12 protein-coding genes are annotated in these 19,515 nt (G+C 69.8%); all 12 read right to left on the bottom strand.

What is annotated here, in order from left to right; genetic code table 11:
• Window positions 1-12 precede the first annotated feature (12 nt).
• Complete coding sequence (locus ACZK39_RS04445; RefSeq protein WP_182782673.1) at window positions 13-2,361, bottom strand: HAD-IB family hydrolase; 2,349 nt, start codon at window positions 2,359-2,361, stop codon at window positions 13-15.
• Window positions 2,361-3,092, bottom strand: coding sequence for a bifunctional 1-(5-phosphoribosyl)-5-((5-phosphoribosylamino)methylideneamino)imidazole-4-carboxamide isomerase/phosphoribosylanthranilate isomerase PriA (priA, locus tag ACZK39_RS04440; protein WP_182782672.1), 732 nt, complete (start codon window positions 3,090-3,092; stop codon window positions 2,361-2,363). Before priA ends, ACZK39_RS04445 begins: the two co-directional genes overlap by 1 nt.
• A gap of 26 nt (window positions 3,093-3,118) precedes the next feature.
• Complete coding sequence (gene hisH / locus ACZK39_RS04435; RefSeq protein ID WP_463612633.1) at window positions 3,119-3,718, bottom strand: imidazole glycerol phosphate synthase subunit HisH; 600 nt, start codon at window positions 3,716-3,718, stop codon at window positions 3,119-3,121.
• An 8-nt stretch (window positions 3,719-3,726) separates the two neighbouring features.
• On the bottom strand, window positions 3,727-4,335 hold the full coding sequence (gene hisB / locus ACZK39_RS04430; protein ID WP_182782670.1) for an imidazoleglycerol-phosphate dehydratase HisB: 609 nt from the start codon (window positions 4,333-4,335) through the stop codon (window positions 3,727-3,729).
• The gene (locus ACZK39_RS04425) at window positions 4,332-5,423 is read right to left on the bottom strand and encodes a histidinol-phosphate transaminase (protein ID WP_182782669.1); all 1,092 of its coding nucleotides are present in this window, start codon (window positions 5,421-5,423) and stop codon (window positions 4,332-4,334) included. Before ACZK39_RS04425 ends, hisB begins: the two co-directional genes overlap by 4 nt.
• Window positions 5,420-6,721, bottom strand: coding sequence for a histidinol dehydrogenase (gene hisD, locus ACZK39_RS04420; protein ID WP_463612632.1), 1,302 nt, complete (start codon window positions 6,719-6,721; stop codon window positions 5,420-5,422). Before hisD ends, ACZK39_RS04425 begins: the two co-directional genes overlap by 4 nt.
• A gap of 11 nt (window positions 6,722-6,732) precedes the next feature.
• Window positions 6,733-7,302 (bottom strand): hypothetical protein, encoded by a 570-nt coding sequence (locus tag ACZK39_RS04415; protein WP_182782667.1) that lies wholly within the window; start codon window positions 7,300-7,302, stop codon window positions 6,733-6,735.
• A complete protein-coding gene (gene dnaE / locus ACZK39_RS04410; protein WP_459054470.1) occupies window positions 7,302-10,835 on the bottom strand; it encodes a DNA polymerase III subunit alpha in 3,534 nt (1,177 codons plus the stop codon). Before dnaE ends, ACZK39_RS04415 begins: the two co-directional genes overlap by 1 nt.
• 86 nt (window positions 10,836-10,921) lie before the next feature.
• A complete protein-coding gene (locus ACZK39_RS04405) occupies window positions 10,922-12,454 on the bottom strand; it encodes an aspartate:alanine exchanger family transporter (protein WP_463612706.1) in 1,533 nt (510 codons plus the stop codon).
• Between the two features lie 110 nt (window positions 12,455-12,564).
• Window positions 12,565-12,852, bottom strand: a complete 288-nt coding sequence (locus ACZK39_RS04400) for a putative quinol monooxygenase (protein ID WP_463612631.1) — start codon at window positions 12,850-12,852, stop codon at window positions 12,565-12,567.
• Between the two features lie 593 nt (window positions 12,853-13,445).
• Window positions 13,446-14,912: a glutamate synthase subunit beta gene (gltD, locus tag ACZK39_RS04395; protein WP_182782664.1), complete on the bottom strand. Its 1,467-nt coding sequence runs from the start codon at window positions 14,910-14,912 to the stop codon at window positions 13,446-13,448.
• The gene (gene gltB, locus ACZK39_RS04390; protein ID WP_463612630.1) at window positions 14,905-19,434 is read right to left on the bottom strand and encodes a glutamate synthase large subunit; all 4,530 of its coding nucleotides are present in this window, start codon (window positions 19,432-19,434) and stop codon (window positions 14,905-14,907) included. Before gltB ends, gltD begins: the two co-directional genes overlap by 8 nt.
• Window positions 19,435-19,515 lie beyond the last annotated feature (81 nt).

Raw genomic sequence — 19,515 nt, 5'->3', positions numbered from 1 at the left:
CTTCCTTTCCGTTCACGACATCCTCCAGCGGGGCAGCGGAGACATGGCAGGCCACTCGACGATGGACCAGCCCTTGGCCTTTGCCGCTCGCATGAGGCCGATATCGGGGCTGACCGCCACCGGGTTGCCCACGGTGGTGAGCATGGGGAGGTCCACGTGGCTGTCTGCGTATCCGTAGCACTGCGTGAGATCGATGTCGTGCAGCGACGCGTAGTGGGTGAGCCAGGCCGAGCGGGACTCGCCCACCATGGGCGGTCCGCTGAGGAACCCGGTGCAGCGGCCGTTCTCGTCAGTGGCCAGTTCGGCCGCCACGATGGTGTCGAACAGGCCCTCGAACGGGCGGGTGAGGGGCCGGATCACGCCGGTCATCAGGATGGTCGTGTGGCCGGCGTCGCGGTGCTCGCGGATGCGCCGGATGGCGTCCGGGGACATCCGGTCGAGGATGAGGGGCGCCAGCTTCTCGTCGACGAACTGCTCCAGCGCCGCCAGGTCCGCCCCGGCGTAGCGGCGGTAGATGGAACGCAGGAAGACGCCCCGGTCACGTCGCTCAGCGCCCAGGTAGACGGGCAGCTGGGCGGTGACCCGGGCCACCTCCAGCGCCCGTCTCATCGGGGAGAGCTCGGGCAGGCGCGCCCACAGATAGGTCTCGACGACGTTGGTGGCCATGACGGTGCCGTCCAGGTCGAAGGCCGCCACCACGGTGCCCGGCTCCGCCGGCTTCAGCTCCCTGAAGGTGGCCGATCGGGCCTGCCGGCGCTTCCGGGCCGCCTCGAGTCGGCGCACAGGGTCCGTGATGGCCGGGATGTGCACCTCCTCCATGTAGTGCGTCCAGGTGTAGGAGGCCGAGTCGAACCCGAAGATGTCCAAGTCCTGAGGGTGCAGGGAGTTGTGCAGCGCAAGGGCGGCGTCGTCGACGAAGTGCAGCTCGGACTGCAGGTACTCGCCGTACAGGGTGAGGTACTTGCTGAGGAAGTCCAGCTGCTTGGCGGACTTGTCCAGCTGGGTGGCCCAGGCCCGGGTTGACTTTCCGCGCGGCGCGAAGCTGAGCAGCTTGTTGGCCGCCGTCACGCCCTTGCCCGCGACCCACATGAACTTCTCGATGGGTTCGGCGCCGGGGAAGGTCCAGGTGGCCAGCGGCGTCGAGCCCTGGCCGAACGTGTAGGGGTGAGCCTCGAAGTAGCTGCGGACGTGCTCGTAGACCCCGCGGAAGGTGAGCGGGTTCCTGGCCCCGGAGCTGCCGTGGTAGTACTCCGGCCGGCCCACCTCTGGGGTGGTGGCGCAAACCGCGACGATGCCGTTGACGATGAAATCGCAGGGGATGATGTCGATGACCGCATCCGGGGAGGCCGGGAACTCAGGCAGCTGACCCCGGCCGTAGGCCAGGATCAACGGCTCCGCCATCTTGAACCCCTCGATCCAGCCCGGATAGGGGTGCTTCAGGGAGGACTCAACGATGGCGGGACGGTAGATGGAGATCCGGAAATCCTGCCCCAGGTCCGCCACCACCCGCTCCCCCAGCGCCTTGGCGAAGGTGTAGACGTCGGTCCAGCCCAGGGAACGGGCTCGCTCGGTGCCGGCCTGGACCAGCTCGGTCTTGACCCACTCCTGGCGGCGCCGCTCGGTGTCGCGGGAGGTGGTCAGGTAGCCGGCCTTCGCGTGGAGCGCCTCGGCCTCCCTGCGGAGTTTCGTCAGCTGCCCCGCCTCGCGGGAGCGGGCCTCGATGTGCTCCTTCATCGCCATCGCCGCGACAGTCTCAGCCTCGTAGTCCACGTCGTGGACGTGCGCTGCCTCGGGGATGGCGCCGCGCCGACGACCCGCGGTGTAGGCGGTGGAGACGTGCACGTAGTGGGGCACCTTGACCAGCGTGCCGTCTTCGTCCGAGCAGGCCTCGCGCAGCTTCGTCAGGAGGGCCTTGGTGCCGATGACGTTGGTCATGAAGGCCTGGTCGATGGGCGGATCGAAGGACACGTCGCCCGCGCAGTGCAGGAGCACGTCGAGGTCGCGCGGGAGGTCCGGCACGTTGGGCAGGTCACCCTCGATGACGGAGACCCGCTCTGCCATCAGCTTCTCGACGCCGCCGGCAGCCTCGACGATGGGCTTGAAGATCTTCTTGCCCAGGAGGCCGACGACGCGCTGCTCGGCCGTGACCGAGCCTTTCCGGCGCACCAGGACGGCGGTGGTGGTGTCCGGGCATTCGGTGAGCACCTTCCACAGGAGCTGCTCGCCGATGAACCCGGTGACGCCGGTCATCACGATCTTCTTGCCGGCGAGCAGGTCCGCGATCCGGCCGTTCAGCAGCGGCGGGACGTGCACGCGGGCCGAGTTGACCTCGCCGAACGTACTCGCGGGTGGCTTGGGCATCAGAGGTCTCCTTCGGCCACGGCGAGTGCCTCCTCGATGGTGAACCGGCCGAGGTAGAGGGCCGTGCCGATGATGGCGCCCTCGATCCCGCGGTCCACGAGGCCGCGCAGAGCCCGGAGGTTCTCCAGCGTGGCGATCCCGCCGGAGGCAATCACCTTCTGGCCGCTGCGCTGCGCGACGGCGGTGAGCAGTTCGATGTTGGGGCCGGTGAGCATGCCGTCGGAGTTGACGTCGGTGACGACGAACCGCTCACATCCGGCGGCGACGAGCCGGTCCAGAGTCTCGGGCCAGGGGCCCCCCTCTGTGGTCCAGCCGCGGGCGGCGAGGTTCTCGCCGCGCACGTCGAGGCCGATGGCGACCCGGTCCCCGTACTGGCCGATGATCCGCTCGCACCATTGGGGGTTCTCCAGGGCAGCGGTGCCGATGTTGACCCGCCTGGCGCCGGTGGACAGCGCCCGCTCAAGGGACTCGTCGTCGCGGATCCCGCCGGACAGCTCGACGTTCATCTCGAGGCTGCCGACGATGGAGCGCAGCAGCTCAGCGTTGCTGCCGCGGCCGAAGGCGGCGTCCAGATCCACGAGGTGCAGCCATTCGGCTCCCCCGTGCTGCCATCTGAGGGCAGCGGCGAGCGGGTCGCCGAACTCCTTCTGTGACCCCGCGATCCCCTGCACGAGCTGGACGGCCTGGCCGTCCTGCACGTCGACGGCTGGCAACAGCTGCAACTTCTCCACGACGCCCAACCCTAGCTGAAACGGGGCTACCAGGACCCGAGCCAGTTCGCGATGAGCCGCGCACCGGCGGCCCCGGACTTCTCAGGATGGAACTGGGTGGAGCTCACCGGCCCCTGCTCGACGGCGGCCACGAACGTGGCGTCCTCGTGGCGGGAGAGCGTCACCAGCGCGTCCGGGGGCGGTGCGATCGCCGCGTAGCTGTGCACGAAGTAGAAGCGCTCTGCCGCCAACCCGTCGAAGAGCACGCTGCCCTCCGGCGGGGTCACGGTGTTCCAGCCCATGTGCGGCAGCCGGTGGGCGTCCAGTTCCACGACCCGTCCGTGGAACAGCCCAAGCCCTGGCGTGTCGACCCCGTGCTCGGTGCCGCTGTCGAACAGGACCTGGTGACCCACGCAGATGCCGAACAGTGGCCGTCCGGCCTCCACCCACCCGGAGATGAGCTCGACGCCCCCGGCGGCCCGCAGCCCCGCCATGCAGGCCGCGAAGGCGCCCACACCGGGCACGACGAGCGCGTCCTGGCGGCGCAGCTCTGACAGGTCCGAGGTCACGACGAGGTCCGCGCCCGCGTTGGCGAACGCGCGGGCGGCCGAATGCAGGTTGCCCGAGCCGTAGTCGAGCAGACCCACCCGGCGGCTCAGAGCGCGCCCTTGGTGCTGGGAATGCCCTGGACCCGAGGGTCCAGCTCCACGGCGTCGCGCAGGGCGCGGGCCAGGGCCTTGAACTGGGCCTCGACGATGTGGTGGGGGTCACGGCCGGACAGCAGCCGCAGGTGGACGCAGAGGCCTGCGTTGAGGGCCAGCGCCTCCACCACGTGGTAGGTCATGGAGCCGGCGTAGGGCACTCCCGAGCCGCCGATCTGTGCGTACACCTGTCCGTCCGGCTCTCCGGAGCACACCACGTACGGGCGGCCGGCCACGTCGACGACGCAGTCCGCCACCGCCTCGTCGAGGGGCACCACGGCGTGCCCGAAGCGACGGATGCCGGACTTGTCCCCCAGCGCCTGCTTCAGCGCCTGGCCGAGGCAGATGGCGGTGTCCTCGATGGTGTGGTGCCCGTCGATGTGCAGGTCTCCCGTGGCCTCGACGGTGAGGTCGATGAGGGAGTGCTTGGACAGGGCGGTCAGCATGTGGTCGTAGAACCCCACGCCGGTGCTGATGCTGGAGGCTCCTGTGCCGTCCAGGTCCACGGTGACCGTGATCCTCGATTCGCTGGTGGAGCGTTCGACGGTGGCGGTGCGGGTCACAGCGTGGTCCCTTCGATGGGTGGATTCAGGTCCTCCAGCGCGTCGCGGAGGATGGCCATCTCGGTCGGCGTGCCCGCCGAGACGCGTAGGAAGCCGGCGGGTCCGGTCTCGCGGATCAGGATGCCACGGTCCAGCAGGTCCTGCCAGACCCGGTGCCGGTCCGCGAACCGCCCGACGAGGGTGAAGTTGGCCTCGGAGTCGATCACCGCGTAGCCGCGGCCCCTCGCCCAGGCCTCGAAGCCGCGGGCCTCCGCGGCCAGCTGACGCACCTGGGCCAGTAGCTCGTCTGCGTGGGCCAGCGCCACCCTGGCCACCGCCTGCGTCTGCGCGCTCAGGTGGTAGGGCAGCCGGACGATCCGGCACGCGTCGACGATGGCCGACGCCGCAGCCAGGTACCCCACGCGCCCGCCGGCCAGGGCGAAGGCCTTCGACATGGTCCGCGACACCACCATCCGGGGATGCCTGTCCAGCAGCTCCAGCGCCGACGGCTTGGCCGAGAACTCCTGGTAGGCCTCGTCGATCACCACGATGGCCTCGGTGCCCGAGCAGATCTCGTCGATCACCTCCACCGGCACCACGGTGCCGGTGGGGTTGTTGGGGGTGGCGATGATCACGACGGTGGGCTCCGTCTCGCGGACAGCGTCGAGGACGAGGTCCGCGGTGAGCGTGAAGTCCGGGTGCCGGGGCACGGTGACGTACTCGGTGCAGGTGTTGCGGGCGTACTCGGGGTACATCGAGTAGGTGGGGGTGAACGCCAGCACGCGGCGCCCCGGTCCGCCGAAGGCGGTGAGCAGGTGCGCCATGATCTCGTTGGACCCGTTGGCGGCCCAGATCCGCTCCGCCGTCAGCCCGTGCCCGAGGTAGGCCGCGAGATCCTCGCGCAGCGCGAGCGCCTCACGGTCCGGGTACCGGTTGAGGGTGCCGGCCGCGGTGACGATGGCCGCGGCCATCTCGTGGCGGATCAGCGGGGAGGGCGGGTACGGGTTCTCGTTGACGTTGAGCACCACGGGGACGTCCAGCTGCGGGGCACCGTAAGGCTCCTGGCCCACCAGGTCCGCCCGCAATGGCAGATCCTCCAGCGTGATCACTGCGGCCTCCGCACGGTGATGGCGTTGGCGTGCCCGGGCAGGTCCTCGGCCAGCGCGAAGCGCTCAACCCCGTCGGCGATCGCCAGCAGCGCCTCGGCCGTATAGCCGATGACGTGGACCGTCTTGATGAACGACCGCACGGTCAGCCCCGACGAGTGGCAGGCGCAGCCCGCAGTCGGCAGCACGTGGGTGGAGCCGGCCGAGTAGTCGCCCAGCGACACCGGCGCGTAGTCGCCGACGAAGATCGCGCCCGCGTTGCGGATCCTGTTGGCCACGGCCTCCGCGTTCTCGGTCTGGATCTCGAGGTGCTCGGCGGCGTAGGCGTCCGCCACGGCGACGGCCTGATCGATGTCGCGGACCATCACGACCGCCGACTGCTGGCCGCCGAGAGCGGTGCGGACCCGCTCCACGTGCCTGGTGGCGGCCACCTGCACCGCCAGCTCCTCCTGCACCCGCTGCGCAAGCTCCGCCGAGTCCGTGATGAGGACCGACGCCGCGATGGGGTCGTGCTCACCCTGCGAGATGAGGTCCGCGGCCACGAACGCCGGGGTGGCGGTGTGGTCGGCGATGATGGCGATCTCGGTGGGGCCGGCCTCGGAGTCGATGCCCACCAGCCCGCGCACCAGGCGCTTGGCGGCCACCACGTAGATGTTGCCGGGGCCGGTGATGAGGGAGACGGGCTCGCAGAGCCCCGCGACGCCGTGCGCGAACATGGCGATGGCCTGCGCCCCGCCCACGGCGTAGACCTCCTCCACGCCGAGGATGTGACACAGGGCGAGGATGTTGGGGTGCGGGAGGCCGCCGAAGTCCTTCTGCGGCGGGGAGGCAACCGCGATCGACGCGACGCCCGCCACCTGGGCCGGCACCACGTTCATGATGACGCTGGAGGACAGGGGCGCGAGACCTCCGGGCACGTAGAGCCCCACCCGATCGACGGGGATGTTGCGCAACCCCACCCGGGCGCCCGCGGCCAGCAGCGCAGGGGCCGGGTTGCCGTCGAGTTCCAGCGCCTCGGCCACGTGGCGGCGGCGCCGGATGGCCTCGGCGAACGCGGCGGCCAGCTCCGGGTCCAGCTCCTCGGCCGCCCTGGCCAGCGCCTCCGCCGGCACCCTGAGGTGGGTGGGGTCCACCCCGTCGAAGCGCTGGGAGAACTCGCGCAGCGCGTCCTCACCGCGATGGGCCACGGCCTCGACGATGGGAGCCACGACGGAGACCGCGGCCTCCACGTCGAATTGGCCACGCGGAAGGTGGTCACGGTAGGCGTCGTTGACGCCGGTCAGGTCAAGAACTCGCAGCACGCTGCCCAAGTCTAGACCGTGCCGACGGGCTCCTCCGTGGGCCGGTCCACGCGGGGCTCCGGCCAGAAGGCGGCCATCAGCATGATGGGCGTGATAGCCGCGAAGGGCGCCACCAGCAGCGCCGACATCGACCGCAACGCCAGGTCCACGCGTACCACGTCGCCGGCCTGGGCGGCGGCGAGCCGGTCAACGAAACCGGATTCGCCCACGAGCAGCCCTGTCTGCCACGCCGTGAGGGCTGCCGCCAGCGCCGCGATCAGCGGGACAGCGATCACCACCCAGCCCTTGGGGTGCAGAATCACCCAGCCGACGGCCCCCAGGACAAGCCCGACAACGCCGGTGAGCACCGTGAACGTGACGTCCGCAGCCACCATCGCCGTCTGGCTGCGCTCGTTGATCGAGGCCGTCATGTCGTTGTTGATGGTGAAGGCGGGCAGCGGGGACAGCGAGGACCACAGCAGGCCTGCGATCACGCCCAGCGCCACCGCCGCGGCGAGGTAGGCCGCGACGCGCCAGGCGGTGCTGTCCCACAGCTCCGACAACCTGCCCCGGCGGGAGATGACCAGCACATCCTCGGCCATCAGTCCTGCCTTCCGACGCCGACGCAGCTGGGCCCGAGGACCGCCTTCAGGTCCGCGAACAGCGCCGAGGTGAGCTCCACCCGGAAACCGTCGCCCAACCTGAAGGTTTTGACCTGGTCTCCGGTGCGCAGCTGCAGGTGCACCTCCGCGGCCCCCGGGTACTGGGCGAGGATCTCCTTGATCCGGGCCACCACGCCGGGGGTGCAGCGCACGGCCGGGAGCGTCAGGGCCAGCGGCCCGACGTTGCCCTCCGCGCTGACGTGGGGCGAGACGAGGTGCTGGGCGCGCATCCGGCCGCGGTCCTCGCCGGATTCCACCGTGCCCTCCACCGCGACAATCGTGTCCGGCGCGAGGTGGGCGGCCACCTGGTCGTAGACGCGGGGGAAGACCGTCACCTCGATGGAGCTGGTCAGATCCTCCAGCACCACCTGCGCCCAGATGTTGCCGGCCTTGTTCACCCGACGGTTCACCGAGGTGATGAGGCCGCACAGCTTGGTCTGCCCGCGGAAGCCCTCGCCTGCGGCCGCTGACGCGATGGGGCGGTCACTGTTGGCCTGCAGCACGTGTTCGAGGCCGTTGAGGGGGTGGTCCGAGACGTAGAGGCCCAGCATCTCCCGCTCGAAGGCGAGCCTGGTGCGACGGTCCCATTCGTCGACCTGCGGCACCTGGGCGTGCAGGGCGGGGCCGGATGAGTCGTCGGGGAGGCTCAGTCCGAAGTCGAAGCCGTCCTGGCCGTTCTCGGCGTTGCGCTTGACGTCGATGATGGAGTCGACGGCGGTCTCGAAGATGCCCATCAGCGCGCGCCGAGCGTGGCCGAGTTCGTCGAAGGCCCCCGCCTTGATCAGCGACTCGATGGTGCGCTTGTTGCACATCAGCAGCGGGGACTTGTCCAGGAAGTCGTGGAAGTCCGTGGCCGGGCCCTTCCGCTGGCGCTCGACGATCCAGGCGCTGACCACCTTGTCGCCCACGTTGCGGACCGCGCCGAGGCCGAACCGGATGTGGTCACCCACGGGGGTGAACGCGGACTCGGAGGAGTTGACGTCCGGCGGCAGGACCTGGATGCCCATCCGGCGGCACTCGGCGAGGTAGAGGCCGGACTTGTCCTTGTCGTCGCGGACGGACTGCAGCAGGGCGGCCATGTACTCGACGGGGTGGTTGGCCTTCAGCCACGCCGTCCAGTAGGAGACCAGGCCGTAGGCGGCGGAGTGTGCCTTGTTGAACGCGTAGTCCGAGAACGGCAGCAGGATGTCCCACACGGTGCGGACCGCGTCCTGCGAGTAGCCCCGCTCCTGCATCCCGCCGGAGAAGATCTCGTACTGGGCGTCCAGTTCGGACTTCTTCTTCTTGCCCATGGCGCGGCGCAGCATGTCCGCGCTGCCGAGCGAGTATCCGGCCAGCTGCTGGGCGATGGCCATCACCTGCTCCTGATACACGATCAGGCCGTAGGTCTCCCCCAGGATGGGCTCCAGCGCCTCGGCGAGCTCCGGATGGATGGGCTCCACCGGCTCGCGGCCGGTCTTGCGGCGCGCGTACTTGTTGTGCGAGTCGGCGCCCATGGGGCCGGGGCGGTACAGGGCGCCCACGGCGGAGATGTCCTCGAAGCAGTCCGGCTGCATCTGGCGCAGCAGGGCCCGCATGGGTCCGCCGTCGAGCTGGAACACCCCCAGCGTGTCTCCGGCCTGGAGCAGCGCGTAGGTGGCCGGGTCGTCGAGGGTGAGGGTGTCGAGGTCCACGTCGATGCCCTTGTTGAGCTTGACGTTGCGCACCGCGTCGTCGAGCACCGTGAGGTTGCGCAGGCCCAGGAAGTCCATCTTGATCAGCCCGAGGGACTCGCAGCCGGGGTAGTCGAACTGGGTGATGATGGCCCCGTCGGCCTCCCGCTTCATGAGCGGGATGATGTCGATCAGCGGGGAGGCGGACATGATGACACCGGCGGCGTGCACGCCCCACTGGCGTTTCAGCCCCTCCAGCCCCATGGCTGTGTCCACGACGGTGCGCACGTCCGGGGAGCCCTGGTACAGCTCGCGGAACTCGCTGCCCTCGTTGTAGCGCTTGTGGTTCTCGTTGAACAGGTCCGCCAGCGGGACCCCCTTGCCCATCACGTCGGCGGGCATGGCCTTGGTGATCTGCTCGCCGATGGCAAAGGGCATGTCCAGCACGCGCGCGGCGTCCTTGACGGCGGCCTTGGCCTTGATGGAGCCGTAGGTGACGATCTGCGCCACCTTGTCCGAGCCGTACTTCTCGGTGACGTAGGCGATCACCTCGCCGCGGCGGCGGTCGTCGAAGTCGATGTCGAAGTCCGGCATGGAGACGCGCTCGGGGTTGAGGAAGCGCTCGAACAGAAGACCGTGCTCGATGGGGTCCAGGTCTGTGATGCGCATCGCGTAGGCCACCATGGAGCCTGCGCCCGAGCCTCGGCCGGGGCCGACACGGACCCCGTTCTTCTTCGCCCAGTTGATGAAGTCCGCCACCACCAGGAAGTAGCCGGTGAAGCCCATCTGCGTGATGATGCCCATCTCGAAGTGCGCCCGGTCCGCGACCTCGGCGGACACTCCCCCGGGATAGCGCGCGGCGAGCCCGCGCTGGACCTCCTTGAGGAACCAGGTGTCCTCGGTCTCCCCCTCGGGGCAGGGGAACTTCGGCATGTAGGTGCCGGAGCCCTCGTCGAAGGTGGTCTCGATGCGTTCGGCGATGGCCAGCGTGTTGTCGCATGCCTCGGGCAGTTCGTGGAAGAGGGCGCGCATCTCCGCGGGCGACTTCATGTAGTAGCCGTTGCCGTCGAACTTGAACCTGTCCGTCTGCGCCTTGCGGGAGCCCGCGGAGACGCACAGCAGCGTGTCGTGGGCGTCGGCGTCGTCGGCGTGGACGTAGTGGGAGTCGTTGGTGGCCACCAGCGGCAGCCGCAGGTCCTTGGCGAGCCTGAGCAGGTCGTGCCGGACCCGGGTCTCGATCTCCAGCCCGTGGTCCATCAGCTCGACGAAGAAGTTGCCCTCGCCGAAGATGTCGCGGAACTCGGCGGCGGTGGCGAGCGCGTTGTCGTACTGGCCGAGCCGCAGGAACGTCTGCACCTCCCCTGAGGGGCAGCCGGTGGTGGCGATGAGGCCCTTCCCGTACAGGTTGAGCAGTTCCCGGTCCGCGCGCGGCTTGTAGAAGAACCCCTCCAGCGAGCTGCGTGTGCTGAGCCGGAAGAGGTTGTGCATGCCTTCCTGGTTGGAGGCCCACATCGTCATGTGGGTGTAGGCGCCCTTGGAGGCCACGTCGTCGCCGGTCCCGTCTCCGAACTGGACCCGCTTGCGCTCGGAGCGGTGGGTGCGGGGAGTGAGGTAGGCCTCGAGCCCGATGATGGGCTTGACGGCGAATTCCTTCGAAGCCTTGTAGAACTCGTAGGCGCCGAACAGGTTGCCGTGGTCCGTGATGGCCAGCGCCGTCATGCCGAGCTTCTCGGCCTGCTTGAACATGTCCTTGACGCGGGCGGCGCCGTCGAGCATGGAGAACTCGGAGTGGTTGTGGAGGTGAACGAAGGTATCGGCCATCTGTCATCTCCTCCATCCGTCAGCGGGCGACGGGACCCCACCATACTCGCCCCTGGCCGCGCCGGCCCTGTGGCGCGGCCGGTGGGTCACGCCACCGCCCCCAGCACCTGCACGGCGACGATCTTGGCGATGATCCCCAACGCGAACAGGGCGGCGTAGCCCGCGTCGACACGCCCGTCGCTGACCCGTGAGGTGGCGAACGACAGGATGGCCGGCTGGCCGATGTAACCCGCGAAGCCCCCGGCGGCGCGGGGGGCGCTGAGCCCCAGGAACCTGGCGCCCGCGAGGAAGACGACGGCGGAGAACGCGACGATGATGGCCGCCAGGAGCCCGGCCCGGAGCCCGGTGGCGGTGAGCGCCTGGTCGGCGAACAGCGGCCCCGAGGCCAGGCCGACGCTGGCGAGGAACAGCAGCAGGCCCAGTTGCCGGATGGTGAGGTTGACGGTGAGCGGCATGGCCCAGATCAGCGGGCCGGTGCGGTGGGTGGCGCCCAGCACCATGCCCACCAGGAGAGGGCCGGCCGCGGAGCCGAGGGAGAACACGGCCTCTCCGGGCATGGGGACCGCGATCGTGCCGATCAGCAGGCCGGCCACCAGCCCCAGGCCGAGCGCGAGGGCATCCACCTCCGCGACTCGTCGCTCGGAGTCCCCCAGGAACGTCGACAGGTCGTCCAACTCCTCCTGGGGAGCCACCGCCAGGACCCGATCGCCGAGCTGCAGGACGAGGTCGTCACGGGCGAGGAGATCCGAGTCGCCGCGGCGCACCCGGGTGATCACCGCCCCGAAGCGCCCCGGGAGGTTGAGCTGTGCCACGGTGCGCCCCGCCACCGACGGCGAGGACACCACGAACCGCGTGAAGTCCACGAAGGCGCGGTCGTCGGTCAGCTCCCGGGACAGCCGGTGCCCGAGGTAGGCGATCGCTTCCTCAACGGCGGCCGGTGCGCCCACCACGAGCACCTCGTCCCCGGCCTGCAGGTCCTCACCGGGGGCCAGGACCCGGGTGCGGGCGTCGCGGACGAGGTAGCTCATCTTGATGCTCTCGTCCGCCCAGCCGGGCACGCCCCGCTGGGAGGTGGGCCTCTTGACGTGCACGGACTCGGCCACGATGGCGTCGGCCGAGGCGGGCGCCGGGTCGTTCCTGCCGGGCCACTTCCGTCCCACCACGAGCGCCACCACGACGATGGCCAGGATCACGCCCACCGGGTAGCCGAGGGCGTAGCCGACGGCGGCGTCGGGGCTGCCGGTGGCGGCGGTGGCGGCGGCGAGTGCCGGAGTCGAGGTGAGCGCGCCCGCGATGAGCCCGGCCACCATGCCGGTGCCGAGGCCCAGCCAGGAGCCGATCAGAAAGGCCAGGGCCGTGACGGCGGCAATGGCCGCCACCGCGAGGATCATCAGCGGGAGTTGGCGCCGGAGGTCTGAGAAGAAGGTCTCCCCCGCCGCGATGCCCACGGTGTAGACGAACAGGGCGAGCCCGAGTGTGGAGATCAGGGCCAGTCCGTCGCCGAGCGCGGGGTCAAGCGCGCCCACGGCGAGGCCGACGAACAAGGCCCCCGCGGCGCCGAGCTTGAGGGGCCCGAAGGGAATCATGCCGAACGCGGCGCCCAACGCCACGACCAGCATGATGGTCAGCAGGGGCGACGACGCGAGCAGGCCCAGCACGGTGACTCCTCCCCCGCCCGTTCACTCGTCCGGGCAGTCAGCAGGCTAGCGCTTCACGAAACGCGGGCGGCTCAGGGCTCGTTCAACCAGGTGAGGTGCGAGCCGTCCTCCACGATGAGGTGGACCAGCTCCGCGTTGAACTCAGCGCCGTACTCGGCCGTGATGTGTGCCTGGAAGGCGTCGTCGTCGCGGTACTGCTCGAAGACGAACCAGCGGCGCGGGTGGTCCTCCCGGGTGAACGGGAGGAACACCACGTTGCCGGGCTCCTGGCGGACCTTCTCGGTGAGGCCAGCCATCAACTCGGCGACCCGATCCTCGTGTCCGGGCAGCGCGGTGAACTCGGCGAACAGTGTCTTCATCTGCCGAGCCTATCCCTGTGGGACCCTCCCGGTGCGAGACAGCCCCATCGGCCTGACGCAGGACACCAATGGTCGTCTCCGCTGGCTTGTCGGGGGTTCAGGTCCAAAGGGTCCCGCTCCCGAGCGCAAGGGTGGGGGACGGCAGGGCGGCACTGCGCAGCGGTGCCCAACCCAACGATCACCCAACCGGCATCCCGCCCAAGCAGACCCAACCCCAACGCCGCCCTGCCAGCCCACACCCGGGACAAGACAACGCCACAGGAGGAACGAGTGCGGGGAGACGGGAGACGAGGGCCGGGCGGCCTCAACAGCGCGACCACACACTGACCGGCAGCCAGAAACCAGACCCTGGACAACGGCCGCCCGGGCATCGACTCACGGCTCCCCACACCCGACGACGAGAACTGCGTGAAAGTGGTAGTCACGACCCTTCGAGACGGCCTACGCCGCTCCGCGGGCGGCCCTCCTCAGGGAGCGAAAGGGGACAGGCCACGCCGCTCCGCGGGCGGCCCTCCTCAGGGAGCGATGGGGACAGGCCACGCCGCTCCGCGGGCGGCCCTCCTCAGGGAGCGACGGATGAGCGAAGTTGACCCCTAGACCAGCAGCTGGCGCTCCTGGGGCCCGATCGGCCGTGGGAGCTTCGACGAGCCGCTGAGGTGCTCGTCGACGCCCTGCGCGCAGGACCGACCCTCCGCGATCGCCCAGACGATCAGCGACTGCCCGCGGCCCGCGTCGCCGCACACGAACACGTGCTCCACGCTGGTGCGGTACTTGTCATCGCGCACGATGTTGCCGCGGGGATCGAGCTCCACGCCGAGCTCCTCGACCAGGCCGGTCTGCTGGGGCCCGGTGAATCCCATCGCCAGCAGCACCAACTGGGCCGGGATGTGCCGCTCGGTGCCCTCAACCGGCACGAAGCGGCCGGCGTCGAAGCGGACCTCGACGATGTCCAGGCCGGCGACCCGGCCCTGATCGTCGCCGACGAACCGGTTGGTGGACACGGAGTACACCCGGTCCCCGGCCTCCTCGTGCGCCGAGGTGATCTTGAACGTCATCGGGTAGGTGGGCCACGGCTGGCCCGCGGGGCGGTCCCCCGGGGGCATGGGCAGGATCTCGAGCTGGGTGATGGATCGTGCGCCCTGCCGGGTGGAGGTGCCGAGGCAGTCGGCGCCGGTGTCACCGCCGCCGATGATCACCACGTCCTTGCCCTCGGCGGTGATCTGGTCCGCCACCTCTTCGCCGAGCGCGGCGCGGTTGGCCTGGGGCAGGAACTCCATGGCCTGATGGATGCCTGCGAGCTCGCGCCCGGGGACGGGCAGGTCGCGGGGAACGGTGGAGCCGATGGCGAGCACCACGGCCTCGTAGCGGTCCAGGAGTTCCTTGCCCGTGATGTCGACGCCCACGTTGACGCCGGTCTTGAACTGGGTCCCTTCCAGCACCATCTGCTTGAGGCGGCGGTTGAGGACGGCCTTCTCCATCTTGAACTCGGGGATGCCGTACCGCAGCAGGCCGCCGATGGCGTCGGCACGCTCGTAGACCACGACGGTGTGCCCGGCGCGGGTCAGCTGCTGCGCCGCGGCGAGGCCGGCGGGCCCGGAGCCGACGACGGCCACCGTCTTGGCGGTGTGCCACTCAGGCTGTTGCGGGAAGACGCGGGAGTCCTCCCACGCCTTGTCGATGATGGCCACCTCGACGTTCTTGATGGTCACCGCGTCCATGTTGATCGCCACCACGCAGGCCGTCTCGCAGGGCGCCGGGCAGAGGCGGCCGGTGAACTCCGGGAAGTTATTGGTGGCGTGCAGCCGGTCCAGCGCGGCCTGCCACTCGTCGCGCCAGACCAGGTCGTTCCACTCGGGAATGAGGTTGCCCAGCGGGCAGCCGTTGTGGCAGAACGGGATGCCACAGTCCATGCAGCGGCCGGCCTGCTGGGAGATGATCGGCAGGAGGGCCTTGCCCGGGGTGCCCGGGTAGACCTCCTTCCAGTCGTGCACGCGCTCCTCCACGGGGCGACGCTCGGCCACCTGCCGTGGCGTGGTCATGAAACCCTTGGGATCAGCCATGAGCGGCCTCCATCATCAGTGTGGTGGTGTCCTCGTCGGACAGCCCGTCGGAGACGGACTGGGCCTTGACGGCCATGATGCGGGCGAAGTCGCGCGGTTGCACCTTTGTGAAGCGGAGGCGCAGGTCCTCGTCGCTGAGCTGGAGCAGCTCGTCGGCGACCAGGGAGCCTGTCTCGGCGCGGTGCTCGTCCATCAGCTCCCGGATCCGTGCCACGTCCTCAGGCTCCGGGTCGACCGGGTCCGCCAACTCGGTGTTGAGGCGCAGCGGGTTCAGATCCAGCACCCAGGCCACGCCACCGGACATGCCGGCGGCGAAGTTGCGGCCGGTGGGCCCGATGACGAGGACCTCGCCGCCGGTCATGTACTCGCAGCCGTGGTCCCCCACGCCCTCGACGACGGCGGTGGCCCCGGAGTTGCGCACGCAGAAGCGCTCGCCCACCAGGCCGCGCAGGAACATAGCCCCTGAGGTGGCGCCGTAGCCGATGACGTTGCCTGCGACGATCTGCTCGGCGGGGTCGAAGCGCACCCCCTGCGGCGGGGTGACGACGAGGCGTCCGCCCGAGAGTCCCTTGCCGAAGTAGTCGTTGGAGTCACCGATGAGCCGCAGCGTGATGCCGCGGGGCAGGAAGGCGCCGAAGCTCTGGCCGCCGGTGCCGGTGAGCGTGAACTCGATGGTGCCTGGCTCCAGGCCCTTGCCCTCGGTGGCCTTGGTCACCTCGTGGCCCAGCATGGTGCCGACGGTGCGGTCCACGTTGCGCACCGGCAACGATTGGCGCACCTGCTCGCCGCGGGCGAGCGCGGGCTCCGACAGCCGGATCAGCTCGACATCCAGCTTCGAGTCCAGGCCGTGGTCCTGGACCGTGGTGCAGTGGCGCTGCGTGCCCTCGGGGACGTCGATCTGCGTGAGGATGGGCGAGAGGTTGAGGCCGTGGGTCTTCCAGTGGCCAACCGCCTTGCCGACGTCCAGCAGGTCCGCCCGTCCGACGGCCTCTTCGAGGGAGCGCAGCCCGAGGGAGGCGAGCAGCTCGCGCACCTCGCGCGCCATGAACATGAAGAAGTTGACCACGTGGTCCGGGTCCCCGTGGAACTTGCCCCGGAGGAACGGGTTCTGCGTGGCCACACCCACCGGGCAGGTGTCTTTGTGGCAGACGCGCATCATGATGCAGCCGGCCACCACGAGGGGCGCCGTCGCGAACCCGAACTCCTCGGCGCCGAGCAGCGCTGCGATGAGCACGTCCCGGCCGGTCTTGAGCTGGCCGTCGCACTGGACGACGATGCGGTCACGCAGCCCGTTGAGCAGCAGCGTCTGCTGCGTCTCGGCCAGGCCGAGCTCCCACGGGGCGCCGGCGTGCTTGAGCGAGGTCAGGGGCGCCGCGCCGGTGCCGCCGTCGTGGCCGGAGATCAGCACCACGTCCGCCTTGGCCTTGCTGACGCCCGCCGCGACCGTGCCGACGCCGATCTCGGAGACGAGCTTGACGTGCACCCGCGCCGAGGGGTTGGCGCACTTGAGGTCGTGGATCAGCTGCTTGAGGTCCTCGATGGAGTAGATGTCGTGGTGCGGCGGCGGGGAGATGAGGCCCACGCCGGGCGTCGAGTGACGCGTCTTGGCCACCCACGGGTAGACCTTCGGGCCGGGCAGCTGGCCGCCCTCGCCGGGCTTGGCGCCTTGGGCCATCTTGATCTGGATGTCGTCGGCGTAGGTGAGGTACTCCGAGGTCACGCCGAAGCGGCCGGAGGCCACCTGCTTGATGGCGGAGCGGCGGGCCGGGTCGTGGAGCCGCTCCGGGTCCTCGCCGCCTTCGCCGGTATTGGACTTGCCGCCGATGCGGTTCATCGCGACGGCGAGGGTCTGGTGGGCCTCCATGGAGATGGAGCCGTAGCTCATGGCGCCGGTGGAGAACCGCTTGACGATGCTCTCGACGGGCTCCACCTCGTCGATGCTGATCGGCTCTGTGGGCTTGAAGTCCATCAGAGAGCGCAGCGTCATGATCCGCGAGGAGTTGTCGTTGACCAGCGAGGTGTAGCGCTGGAACATCGTGTAGTCGCCGGTGGAGGTGGCGTGCTGGAGGCGGAAGACCGTCTCCGGGTCGAACAGGTGCGGCTCACCCTCGCGGCGCCACTGGTACTCGCCGCCCACCAGGAGGTTGCGGTGCGCGAGCGGGATGCCATCCGTGGGGTAGGCGGTCGTGTGCCGGGCCTGGATCTCGTCTGCCAGCTGGCCCAGGCCGAGGCCTCCGAGCCGGCTCGTGGTGCCGGTGAAATAGCGGTCCACCACGTCCTGGCTGAGGCCGACGCACTCGAAGATCTGCGCGCCGGTGTACGAGGCGATGGTGGAGACGCCCATCTTGCTCATCACCTTCAGCACGCCCTTGGACAGCGCCTTGGCGACGTTGGCGATGGCCTTCTCGGCGCTCACCTCGACGTACATCTCCCGGCGGGCCAGGTCCTCCGCGGACTCGAACACCAGGTACGGGTTGATGGCGGCGGCTCCGAAGCCGATCAGGAGCGCCATGTGGTGAACCTCGCGCACGTCGCCGGCCTCCACCACGAGGCCCACCTGGGTGCGGGTCTTCTCCCGCACCAGGTGATGGTGCACGGCCGCGGTGAGCAGCAGCGACGGGATGGGCGCCAGCTGGGCGGTGGCGTGCCGGTCCGACAGGACGATCGCGCGGGCTCCGCCGCGGATGGCCGCGGACACCTCGTGGCAGATCTCCTCGATCTTCTTCTCCAGCGCCCTGCCGCCGCCGGCCACCTTGTACAGGCCGTGCACCACGTGGGTGCCGTACCCGGGCAGTTCGCCGTCCTTGTTGAGGCGCACGATCTTGGCGAGCTGCTCGGAATCCAGGACCGGCCGGTTCATGGTGAGCTGCCGGGCCGCCTCCGGGGTGGGCTCCAGCAGGTTGCGCTCGGGTCCGATCTTGGTGGTCAGCGAGGTGACGAGCTCCTCGCGGATCGCGTCCAGCGGCGGGTTGGTCACCTGCGCGAACAGCTGCTTGAAGTAGTCGAAGATCAGTCGCGGCCGGCTGCTCAGCACCGCGATCGGCGAGTCCGTGCCCATGGAGCCGATCGGCTCGGTGCCGGTGTTGGCCATGGGGGCGATGATGAGGCGGAGTTCCTCTTCGGTGTATCCGAACACCTGCTGGCGGCGGATCACGGAGGCGTGGGAGTGCACGATGTGGGCACGGCCCGGAAGGGCGTCGAGCTCGATCTTGTTCTCCGCCACCCACTTCTCGTAGGGGTGCTCAGCTGCGAGCGAACCCTTCACCTCGTCGTCGGAGAGGATGGAATGCTTCTCCAGGTCCACCAGGAGCATGCGGCCCGGCTGGAGGCGCCCCTTGCGGACCACGTCTCCGGCCTCGATGGGCAGCACGCCGGCTTCCGAGGCGAACACCACGAGTCCGTCGGCGGTCTCCCAGAAGCGTCCCGGGCGCAGGCCGTTGCGGTCCAGGCAGCCACCGATGATGGTGCCGTCGGTGAACGTCATGCAGGCGGGCCCGTCCCAGGGCTCCATGATCATCGAGTGGTACTCGTAGAAGGCGCGGCGCTGCGGGTCCATCTCGGCATGGCCCTCCCACGCCTCGGGGATCATCATGAGGACGGCGTGCGGCAGGGAGCGCCCGCCGAGGTGCAGCAGCTCGAGCACCTCGTCGAAGGAGGCCGAGTCCGAGCCGTCGGGGGTGCAGATGGGGAACAGCTTCTCCAGGGTGCCGGGGAACTTGTCCGACGTGAGCAGCGCCTCCCGGGCACGCATCCAGTTGCGGTTGCCGCGCACGGTGTTGATCTCGCCGTTGTGGGCGATCATGCGGTAGGGGTGCGCCAGCTCCCAGGCCGGGAACGTGTTGGTGGAGAACCGGGAGTGGACCAGAGCCAGCGCTGACTCGATCCGCTCGTCGTGAAGCTCCGGGAACACCTCCTCCAGCTGCGCGGTGGTGAGCATGCCCTTGTAAACCAGTGTCCGCGCCGACAGCGAGGCGAAGTAGAGGCCTGTCTCGTGCTGGGCGCGGCGGCGAAGGACGTAGGCCACCCGGTCCAGGTCGATCCCCGTCTGCCCCTCGCGGCCGGCGACGATCAGGTGCTCGAAGCGCGGCATGGCGCCGATCGAGATGGGCGAGAGCGTCGAGGTCTCCACGGGCACCTCACGCCAGACGAGCACGTCGAGCTCCAGCTCCCCGGCGATCGCCTCGACGGCGATCTTGACCTCGGCGCGTCGCGCGTCGTCGGTGGGCAGGAAGGCCAGGCCGACGGCGTACTCGCCGGCCTCCGGCAGGTGGACCCCCGCCACGGCACGCAGGAACCGGTCCGGGACCTGGATCAGGATGCCGGCGCCGTCACCGGCTGCCTCGTCGGCGCCGGTGGCGCCGCGGTGGTCCAGATTGCGCAAAGCCTCGAGTCCCTGGGCCACGATCCGGTGCCGGGGCACGCCGTCGAGTTGGGCCACGAAGGCGACACCGCAGGCGTCGTGCTCGTAGGACGGGTCGTAGAGACCCACCTTTTCGCGGTGCGGGAACACGCTCTGAGCCATCTACTGGTCCTCCTCGAAGTCATTCAGGACATGCCGCGGCCGGGCCACAGCGAGGAAACAGTATGCGGGCGGCCTGCGCCG

It is taken from the genome of Tessaracoccus luoxuelianae (genome assembly GCF_055326245.1).
Note: the sequence above shows the minus strand (reverse complement) of the source record. Positions and strands in the feature narration are given on the sequence as shown.